8 protein-coding genes are annotated in these 9421 nt (G+C 64.6%); 5 read left to right on the top strand and 3 right to left on the bottom strand.

Annotated elements, in window-relative coordinates:
* Positions 1-79: 79 nt before the first annotated feature.
* Positions 80-1255, bottom strand: coding sequence for a trans-sulfuration enzyme family protein (locus ACO6VM_RS19945; RefSeq protein WP_422403709.1), 1176 nt, complete (start codon positions 1253-1255; stop codon positions 80-82).
* 153 nt (positions 1256-1408) lie between these two features.
* Here ACO6VM_RS19945 and ACO6VM_RS19940 point away from each other — a divergent pair, with 153 nt between their 5' ends.
* Positions 1409-1867, top strand: coding sequence for an Lrp/AsnC family transcriptional regulator (locus tag ACO6VM_RS19940; RefSeq protein ID WP_422403708.1), 459 nt, complete (start codon positions 1409-1411; stop codon positions 1865-1867).
* 190 nt (positions 1868-2057) lie between these two features.
* On the opposite strand, the gene ACO6VM_RS19935 is transcribed toward ACO6VM_RS19940, so the two are convergent.
* Positions 2058-4388: an FdhF/YdeP family oxidoreductase gene (locus ACO6VM_RS19935; protein WP_401057672.1), complete on the bottom strand. Its 2331-nt coding sequence runs from the start codon at positions 4386-4388 to the stop codon at positions 2058-2060.
* Between the two features lie 315 nt (positions 4389-4703).
* Between ACO6VM_RS19935 and moaA the strand changes: the two genes are divergently transcribed.
* Together moaA and ACO6VM_RS19925 are read left to right on the top strand one after the other, a co-directional pair.
* On the top strand, positions 4704-5708 hold the full coding sequence (moaA, locus tag ACO6VM_RS19930) for a GTP 3',8-cyclase MoaA (protein WP_422403707.1): 1005 nt from the start codon (positions 4704-4706) through the stop codon (positions 5706-5708).
* 22 nt (positions 5709-5730) lie between these two features.
* Complete coding sequence (locus ACO6VM_RS19925) at positions 5731-6630, top strand: bestrophin family protein (protein WP_401057671.1); 900 nt, start codon at positions 5731-5733, stop codon at positions 6628-6630.
* Between the two features lie 45 nt (positions 6631-6675).
* Here the strand turns inward: ACO6VM_RS19925 and ACO6VM_RS19920 are convergent, their stop codons facing one another.
* Positions 6676-7029, bottom strand: coding sequence for a hypothetical protein (locus tag ACO6VM_RS19920; protein WP_422403706.1), 354 nt, complete (start codon positions 7027-7029; stop codon positions 6676-6678).
* 219 nt (positions 7030-7248) lie between these two features.
* On the opposite strand from ACO6VM_RS19920, the gene ACO6VM_RS19915 reads away from it, so the two are divergent.
* Together ACO6VM_RS19915 and ACO6VM_RS19910 are read left to right on the top strand one after the other, a co-directional pair.
* Entirely contained in the window at positions 7249-8547 is a 1299-nt protein-coding gene (locus ACO6VM_RS19915) for a serine/threonine protein kinase (protein ID WP_125857773.1), read from the top strand.
* Complete coding sequence (locus ACO6VM_RS19910; RefSeq protein WP_401057668.1) at positions 8540-9355, top strand: MlaA family lipoprotein; 816 nt, start codon at positions 8540-8542, stop codon at positions 9353-9355. The genes ACO6VM_RS19915 and ACO6VM_RS19910 overlap by 8 nt, the downstream gene beginning before the upstream one ends.
* Positions 9356-9421 lie beyond the last annotated feature (66 nt).

Genomic DNA, 9421 nt, shown 5'->3' with positions numbered 1-9421 from the left:
GATCGCGGGGCAAGCCCGCTCCCACGCATCGGCGTTAATTCGTGGGAGCGGGCTTGCCCCGCGATGACGTTACCAGCCGTCAGGCGGACGCTTTGAGCGCGGTATCCAGGTCCTCGATCAGATCCCGATAATCCTCGATCCCCATCGACAACCGCACCAGGTTCTCGCTGATCCCCATCACGCCCTTCTGTTCAGGGCTGAGCGAGTTGTGCGACATGCTCCAGGAATGGTTGATCATGCTCTCCACCCCGCCCAGCGAATCGGCCAGGACGAAGATCTGCAGCGCCTCGACCAGGCGGTTGACCGCAGCCCGGTCACCCTTGATACGAATGGCCACCACGGCCCCGCCGGTGCGCATCTGGCGCTTGCACAATTCATGCTGCGGGTGGCTCTCCAGCCCCGGGTAATACACCTGCTCGACCTGCGGGTGGCCTTCCAGGTACTGCGCCACGCGCAGTGCGTTGGCGCTCTGGCGCTCCATGCGCACATCAAGGGTTTTCAGCCCGCGCAGCGCCAGGTAGCAGTCGAACGGCCCCTGGATCGCCCCCACCGCCATGCTGATCTTGCGCAGGCGCCCCAGCAGTTCGTCGTTGGCCGCCACCACCACGCCGCCGGTGAGGTCGGAGTGGCCGCCGATGTACTTGCTCGCCGAATGCATCACCAGGTCCACGCCCAATGTGATCGGCTGCTGGTTCCACGGCGAGCAGAAGGTGTTGTCGATGCAGGTCATGATGCCGCGTGCGCGGGCCAGGTCGCAGACCGCCTTGATATCGACCAGGTGCAGCAAGGGGTTGGTTGGCGACTCGATCCAGATCAGTTGCGTGTCCGGGCGGATCGCCGCGGCCACGGCCTCGACGTCGTTGAGGTCGACGTAGGTGGTGGTCAGGCCCGAGGTGCGCCCGCGGTAGTCTTCCAGCAGGCGGAAGGTGCCGCCGTAGACGCCGTTCATCACCACCACGTGGGCATCCTTGGACAGCAGCTCGAGCACCGTGGCCGTAGCGCTGACGCCAGAAGCACAGGCCACTGCGCCGACACCCTCCTCCAGGGCCGCCACGCAGGTTTCATAGGCATGCCGGGTGGGGTTGCTGACCCGGCTGTAGGCGTATTCGGGGTTGTCATCCAGGCCACGCTTGATGAACGAGCTGGAGGTGACGATGGCCGGGAAGATGGCGTTGTCGGCAACGCTGGACTGCTCGCCGGCGTGGATGGTGCGGGTGGCGAAATTGCGCGGCTTTTCGGACATGGTCGGGTCCATTGACTAGGGATGGAAAAGCGCAACTATCTCATATCCGCCACCGACCGGCGCCAGCCAGAACATTATTACCTTATGCGAGCCCTAGCGATTCCAAGCTGCACCGCCAACGGCTAATCTCGGGAAACTTTTTCTCGCCTGGAGCCCAAGAGCGACATGGACAGTTTCGACCAGCACATCCTCACCCTGCTCCAGCGCGACGCTTCGATCTCCCTCAAGGACCTGGCCGAAGCGGTCAACCTGACCACAACCCCCTGCTGGAAGCGGGTCAAGCGCCTGGAGGACGAAGGTTATATCCGCGGCCGCGTCGCTCTGCTCGACCCCCAGCGCCTGGGCCTGGGCCTGACGGTGTTCGTCCAGCTCAAGACCCAGCGCCATGACAGCGCCTGGCTGGCGCAGTTCGCCGCCACGGTGACCGCGTTCGAGGAGGTGATGGAGGTGTACCGCATGTCCGGCGACTGGGACTACATGCTGCGGGTGGTGGTAGGCGACATCGCCGCCTACGACCGCTTCTACAAGCAACTGATCACCAGTACCGACGGGCTGTCGAACATCACCTCGAGCTTTGCCATGGAGCAGATGAAGTACACCACGGCGTATCCGGTGCATCGCTGAGGCGCGCGACTACATGGCGTGGGAGTAACTGTCTTATGTTGTCAGTGCTGGCAAGCCTGCTCCATCAGGTACGATGCTTGCCTCGAGGTTAGCGCGCCCCCTGTGGGAGCGGGCTTGCCCCGCGATGGTGTCAGTGAACCTACCATCGCCATCGCGGGGCAAGTCGCAGCGGCGCACCGCCGCTCCCACGTCATGCAGAGGTGTTCGACGCCGCGATCCGGTTCCCCGCCCTGGCCTTCTCCAGTTTGATCGCGACGAACTTCGAGGTTGGCGTGTAAGTGCCCTCGCCATAACTCTCCAACGGCACCAACGGGTTGGTCTCCGGGTAATACGCCGCCGCCTGCCCCTCGGGCACGTCATAGGCCACCAGGCGGAACCCCGACACCCGCCGCTCGCGGCCATCCGCCCACAGCGACACCAGGTCCACCTGCTCGCCCGGCTCGAAACCCAGGCGGCGGATATCGGCCTCGTTGACGAACACCACTTCGCGCAGGCCAAACACCCCGCGATAGCGGTCATCCAGCCCGTACAGGGTGGTGTTGTACTGATCGTGGGAGCGCAAGGTCTGCAGGATCAGGTCGGGCTTGTCGCCACGGGCCAGCACCTGGTCGTTGACCAGCTGCTCGGGCAATAGGCTCGGGGTGAAGCACGCCTTGCCGGTGGCGGTACGGAAGGTGCGGTCCGCCGCGTTGTTGCCCAGGTGGAAACCGCCCGGATGCTGCAATCGCTCGTTGAAATCGGCAAAGCCCGGAATCACATCGGCAATCATGCTGCGGATGCGGCCGTAGTCGGCAATCGCGTATTCCCAATCGATCGGCGTGTTGCCCAGGGTGGCCTTGGCCATGCCGGCAACGATCGCCGGCTCCGAGCGCAGGTGCGGCGAGCGCGGCTTCAGCTGGCCATGGGAGATGTGCACCATGCTGAAGGTGTCTTCGACCGTTACCCCTTGCGGGCCCTCGGCCTGGCTATCGATCTCGGTACGGCCCAGGCACGGCAGGATCAGCGCGTCGCGCCCGGTCACCAGGTGCGAACGGTTGAGCTTGGTGGAGATCTGCACGGTCAGCGCGCAGTTGCGCAGCGCCGCGTGGGTGCGTGGCGTGTCCGGGGTGGCCTGGGCGAAGTTGCCGCCCAGGGCGACGAACACCTTGGCCCGCCCCTCCTCCATGGCCTTGATCGCCAGCACGGCGTTGTCACCATGGGCACGCGGCACCTTGAACTGAAAGCGCTTTTCCAGGGCGTCGAGCAGTTGCGCCTTGGGTTTTTCGTCGATGCCCATGGTGCGGTCGCCCTGCACGTTGCTGTGGCCGCGTACCGGTGACAGGCCGGCACCGGGCTTGCCGACGTTGCCGCGCAGCAGTTGCAGGTTGACGATTTCCTGCACGGTCGCCACCGAGTGGCGGTGCTGGGTCACACCCATGGCCCAGCACATGATCACCCGCTCGGCCTTGCGGTACATGCGCGCCGCCAGCTCGATCTCGGCCTTGGTCAGGCCGGACTGCTCGACGATATGGTCCCAGGGCGTGGCCTCGACCACGGCCAGGTAAGCCTCGACACCACTGGTGTGCTCGGCGATGAAGGCATGGTCGAACACCGCCGGCTCATGGTTGAGCTGCGCTTCGCGCTCCCACTGCAACAGGTACTTGGCGATACCGCGCATGGCCGCCATGTCGCCGCCCAGCGCCGGGCGGAAGTACGCGGTACTGGTGGACTCGGAGCCGTTGCTGAGCATCTCCAGCGGGTGCTGCGGGTGCTGGAAGCGTTCCAGCCCGCGCTCCTTGAGCGGGTTGAAGCACACCACCTGGGCGCCGCGCTTGACCGCCTCACGCAGCGGTTCGAGCATGCGCGGGTGGTTGGTGCCGGGGTTCTGGCCGATGACGAAGATCGCGTCGGCCAGCTCAAGGTCATGGAACACCACGGTGCCCTTGCCCACGCCGAGGGTCTCGGCCATGCCCACGCCGCTGGCTTCGTGGCACATGTTCGAGCAGTCGGGGAAGTTGTTGGTGCCGTAGGCGCGGACGAACAGCTGGTAGAGGAACGCCGCCTCGTTGCTGGCCCGGCCCGAGGTGTAGAACTCGGCCTGGTCGGGCGACTCGAGGCTGTTCAGGTGTTGGCCGATCAGGGCGAAGGCCTCGTCCCAGCTGGTTTCGACATAGTGATCGGTGGCCGCGTCATAGCGCATCGGGTGGGTCAGCCGGCCCTGGTACTCGAGCCAGTAGTCGGTCTGCTCCAGCAGCGCGCTGACGCTGTACTTTGCGAAGAAAGCCGGGTCCACCGAGCGGCCGGTGGCTTCCCAGTTGACCGCCTTGGCGCCGTTCTCGCAGAACTTGACCATGTCGCTTTCCGGCGACTCGCCCCAGGCGCAACCGGGGCAGTCGAAGCCGCCGTTCTGGTTGGTCTTGAGCATGGCCCGCAGGTTCTTGAAGGCGTTCTCGCTGCCCAGCCAGCTCTTGGTCACGCTCTTGAGCGCGCCCCAGCCGGCGGCCGGCCCCTTGTAGTCCCTGATGTGTTGGTCCTGGCTCATGCGGTCAATCCTCACGCGGGCATGGTAAAGGTGCGGCGGATCATGTTGTCCGCTGCTTTTTTCCAGCCTATGGAGGGTGGTGTGGGGGCGTCCAATCGAAATGTCTGACGGGGTGATAGGCGGTGTCGATCATGGGTTTCAGGTGTCTGTAATAGACCTTTCGCGGGGCAAGCCCGCTCCCACGAGAATGCCGTACGCGCATCTGCCTGGCCCTTGATAGAGGCCATTGATCAAGCGGTCAGGGAAAGCGATTTGACGGGTCTGGCCCCAGGCGATAGCTTGGATTGCACAGCCCCAACCCTCTCGAGCGCCAACGTGGAACAGAACCCCCAGGCCCTGATCGACGGTTTCAACCGCAAGGTCGACTACCTGCGGATGTCGGTCACCGATCGTTGCGATTTCCGTTGCGTCTACTGCATGGCCGAGGACATGCAGTTCCTGCCGCGCCAGCAGATCCTCAGCCTCGAAGAGCTCTACCAGGTGGCCGAACGCTTCGTCGCCCTGGGCACCCGCAAGATCCGCCTGACCGGCGGTGAACCCCTGGTCCGCCAGGGCATCGTCGGGCTCTGCGAACGTATCGCCGCCCTGCCCGGCCTGCGTGAACTGTGCCTGACCAGCAATGGCTCGCAGCTCGGCCGCCTGGCCCAGCCGCTGTTCGATGCCGGCGTGTCGCGCCTGAACATCAGCCTCGACAGCCTCGACCCCGAGCGCTTCCGCGCCCTGACCCGCACCGGTGACCTGCACCAGGTGATCGCCGGCATCGATGCCGCGCGCGCCGCCGGTTTTCGTCGCACCAAGCTCAACGCCGTGGTGCTCAAGGGCCGCAACGACGACGAGATCGTCGACCTGGTGCGCTTCGCCATCGACCGCGAGCTGGACATCTCGTTCATCGAGGAAATGCCCCTGGGGGTGATCAGCGAACACCAGCGCGGCGAGTCCTACTGCTCCAGCGACGATGTGCGCGAGCGCCTGGCCGGGCACTTCAGCCTGATCGAATCGGCCGAATCCTCCCAAGGCCCGGCCCGCTACTGGCGCCTGGCCGAAGCGCCGAACACCCGGGTCGGCTTCATCTCGCCCCACAGCCACAACTTCTGCGCCACCTGCAACCGCGTGCGCCTGACCGTCGAAGGCCGCCTGCTGCTGTGCCTGGGCAACGAGCACTCGCTGGACCTCAAGCAGGTGCTGCGCCAGCACCCCGGCGACAGTGCCCGCCTGGACAAGGCCATCCGCGAGGCCATGCATCTCAAGCCCTGGCGCCACCACTTCGAAGTGGGTGGCGAGGTGCAGATCCTGCGTTTCATGAACATGACCGGCGGCTGAACGGCCGCCTCGGGAACCCCTCTTGATCGTCCACTCCCGCCCCGACATGCTGCGCGTGCTGTTCACCCTCAAGGGCTCGATCGTCAAGCGCATCGCTTTGCGCTGCCTGATGGTCACCCTGCTGGCCGCACTGATCGTGCTCGTCGAGCGGCATTACCCGGCGTTGTTCTACCCGGTCAGCGCCACCCCGTTCACCCTGCTCGGGCTGTCACTGTCGATCTTCATGAGCTTTCGCAACAACGCCTGCTACGACCGTTGGTGGGAAGGACGCAAGGCCTGGGGGCGGATGATCATCGAAGTGCGTTCGTTCGTGCGTGAAAGCGTGGTGATCGAGGATGCCCAACTGCGCTCGACGATGTTGCGCAGCCTGTGCGGTTTTGCCCACGCCCTGAATGCCCGGCTGCGCAACGAGGACGAATTGCGCGCCGCCCGCCCCTGGCTGGCCGAGCAGGCGCCGCTGACCCCGCACAATCTGTGCAATGGCATCCTGCAGGACATCGGCGCGCAATGTTCGCGGCTGGCACAGCAGCAGCTGATCAGCGAGTTCCGTTACACCACCTTGGAACAGCGCCTGTCGGGCCTCTCGGAGGTGCAGGCCACCTGCGAGCGGATCAAGGGTACGCCGCTGCCATTCCCCTACACCCTGCTGCTGCACCGCACCATCTATATCTTCTGCCTGCTGCTGCCGTTCGCCCTGGCCGAACCGCTGGGCTGGCTGGCGCCGCTGTTCACCACCATCGTCAGCTACACCTTCTTCGGCCTGGATGCGATTGGCAACGAGCTGGAAGACCCGTTCGGCCGGGATGAGAACGACCTGCCGACCGATGCGCTGGTACGCACCCTCGAGCGTGATGTGCTGGCGGCGCTGGGGCACGAGCCTTTGCCGCCGGCATTGGAGCCGGTGGAACACGTGCTGAGTTGAGCCTTCAGCCCGCCACCCTCCAAGCTCGACCCAGCAAGCCGGTAATCACCTGACCAAGCGCAAGCCTGCCAGCACCACCGCGAACACCGCGATGCTCGCGGTATACAGCACCAGCGCCGGCAGCCCGAACACCAGCGCCAGCACTGCCAGCCACTTACCCAGGCGGCCCGCAACCAACTGGGCGACCAGCGCCAGCCCCAACGCGCTCCAGGCGATCACCTGGAAATGAATGCCCAACCCCAGCAGCGAGCGCACCTGGCACTGCCAGATCTCCCCCGGCTGCGAACACAAGCCGACCCACTGGGCCGCCTCCATCAAGCCATAACGCACGCCATAACTGGCGGCCAGCCACAGGGGCAGGAACAGCAGCAAGGCAATGAGCGGCCACGAACGGGACATCCGGTTCTCCAATAGCGGCAATCGAAAGCGTGAATGATCGCTCACGGGCCGATGTAAGGCAAAATCATGGCCCAGCGGCTATGTTGCACAACACAGACATTGCCGTGGACAACAACATCTGGTGCGACAAAGGTATGAACGGCAGGCAACTTTGCCGTGCCGACCATGGTCCTAGCCTGCGTACAAACTGCACGACCTTGCGTTTTTCTGGGGGACTACATGCTTCGATCTTTGCGCCTCGCCGCGCTGCTTGGCGGCCTGCTCATGGCTGCGGCCGCTTCGGCGCGGGATATCGATGCCGCGAGCTACGGCTACCCATTGACCAACCCGTTCGAGGCGACCATCGCCACCACGCCGCCTGAGCAGCGCCCGACGCTGCCCAGTGACGATGAGATCAACCAGGACGACTACAGCCTCACCCTGCGCCCGGAACGCGAGTTCACCCTGCCGGACAACTTCTGGTCAGTGAAGAAACTGCGCTACCGCCTGGCCAGGCAGGACCACGAGGCGCCGCTGATCTTCCTGATCGCCGGTACCGGCGCGCCCTACTTCAGCTCGATCAACGAATACCTGAAAAAACTGTTCTATCAGGCCGGCTACCACGTGGTGCAGCTGTCCTCGCCGACCAGCTACGACTTCATGAGCGCGGCCTCGCGCTTCGCCACGCCTGGCGTGAGCGCCGAAGATGCCAAGGACCTGTACCGGGTGATGCAGGCGGTCCGTGCCCAGCACCCGCGCCTGCCGGTCAGCGAGTACTACCTGACGGGCTACAGCCTGGGGGCGCTGGATGCAGCGTTCGTCAGCAAGCTGGACGAAACCCGGCGCAGCTTCAACTTCAAGCGCGTGCTGCTGCTCAACCCGCCGGTCAACCTGTACACCTCGATCAGCAACCTGGACAAACTGGTGCAGACCCGGGTCAAGGGCATCGACAAGAGCACCACGTTCTACGAACTGATGCTGGAAAAGCTCACCCGCTACTTCCAGGACAAGGGCTACATAGACCTCAACGAAGCCTTGCTGTACGACTTCCAGCAGTCGCGCCAGCACCTGTCCAACGAACAGATGGCCATGCTCATCGGCACCTCGTTCCGCTTCTCGGCAGCCGACATCGCCTTCACCTCCGACCTGATCAACCGCCGCGGCCTGATCATTCCGCCGAAGTACCCGATCACCGAAACCACCAGCCTCACGCCGTTCTTCAAGCGTGCCCTGCAGTGCGATTTCGACTGTTACCTGACCGAGCAGGTAATCCCCATGTGGCGCGCGCGCACCGACGGCAACAGCCTGCTGCAGCTGATCGACCAGGTCAGCCTGTACGCCCTCGCCGACTACCTGCACGACAGCCCGAAGATCGCCGTGATGCACAACGCCGACGACGTGATCCTCGGCCCCGGCGACATCGGTTTCCTGCGCCGGGTGTTCGGCGAGCGCCTGACCCTGTACCCCCATGGCGGCCACTGCGGCAACCTCAATTACCGCGTCAACAGCGACGCCATGCTGGAGTTCTTCCGTGGTTAACCGATTGCTGCTCGTCACCGCCCTGCTCGCCAGCAGCTGCGCCCTGGCCGAGGAAGTCGCGCCCCGGGCCAGCGTGGTCGAGGCCGACAAGGCCCCGGCCCTCACGGCAGAACCCGATGGGTTCATCGATCCGCTGCGCGAACTCAAGTTCAACCCGGGCCTGGACCAGCGCGAGTTCGAGCGCTCGACCCTGGCGGCGTTGAACATCTATGACCCGCTGGAAGCGATGAACCGGCGCATCTACCACTTCAACTACCGCTTCGACCAGTGGGTGTTCCTGCCGGTGGTCGATGGTTACCGCTACATCACCCCAAGCTTCGTGCGCACCGGGGTGAACAACTTCTTCAACAACCTGGGCGATGTGCCGAACCTGTTCAACAGCGTGTTCCAGCTCAAGGCCAAGCGCTCGGCGCAAATCACCGCGCGGCTGATGTTCAACACCCTCCTCGGTGTCGGCGGGCTGTGGGACCCGGCGACCAGCATGGGGCTACCGCGCCAGAGCGAGGACTTTGGCCAGACGCTTGGCTTCTATGGCGTACCGGAGGGGCCGTACATCATGCTGCCGATCCTGGGGCCGTCGAACCTGCGCGACACCACCGGGCTGGTGGTGGATTACGTGGGCGAGCAGGCGGTCAATTACCTGGACGTGCCGGAGTCTGCCGAAGAGCACCCGGAGATCACGCTGATGCGGGCCATCGACAAGCGCAACAGCACCAACTTCAGCTATGGCCAGACCAACTCGCCGTTCGAGTATGAAAAGCTGCGGTACGTGTACACCCAGGCGCGCAAGTTGCAGATAGCCGAGTGAGCATCATCGCGGGGGGGGCACACCCCCCCCCCCCATCCCCTGCTGGCGGGGTTCCCCCTCCCGCTT

Source organism: Pseudomonas sp. GZD-209 (assembly GCF_049310485.1).
In the GTDB taxonomy this organism is placed as follows: domain Bacteria; phylum Pseudomonadota; class Gammaproteobacteria; order Pseudomonadales; family Pseudomonadaceae; genus Aquipseudomonas; species Aquipseudomonas sichuanensis.
Note: the sequence above shows the minus strand (reverse complement) of the source record. Positions and strands in the feature narration are given on the sequence as shown.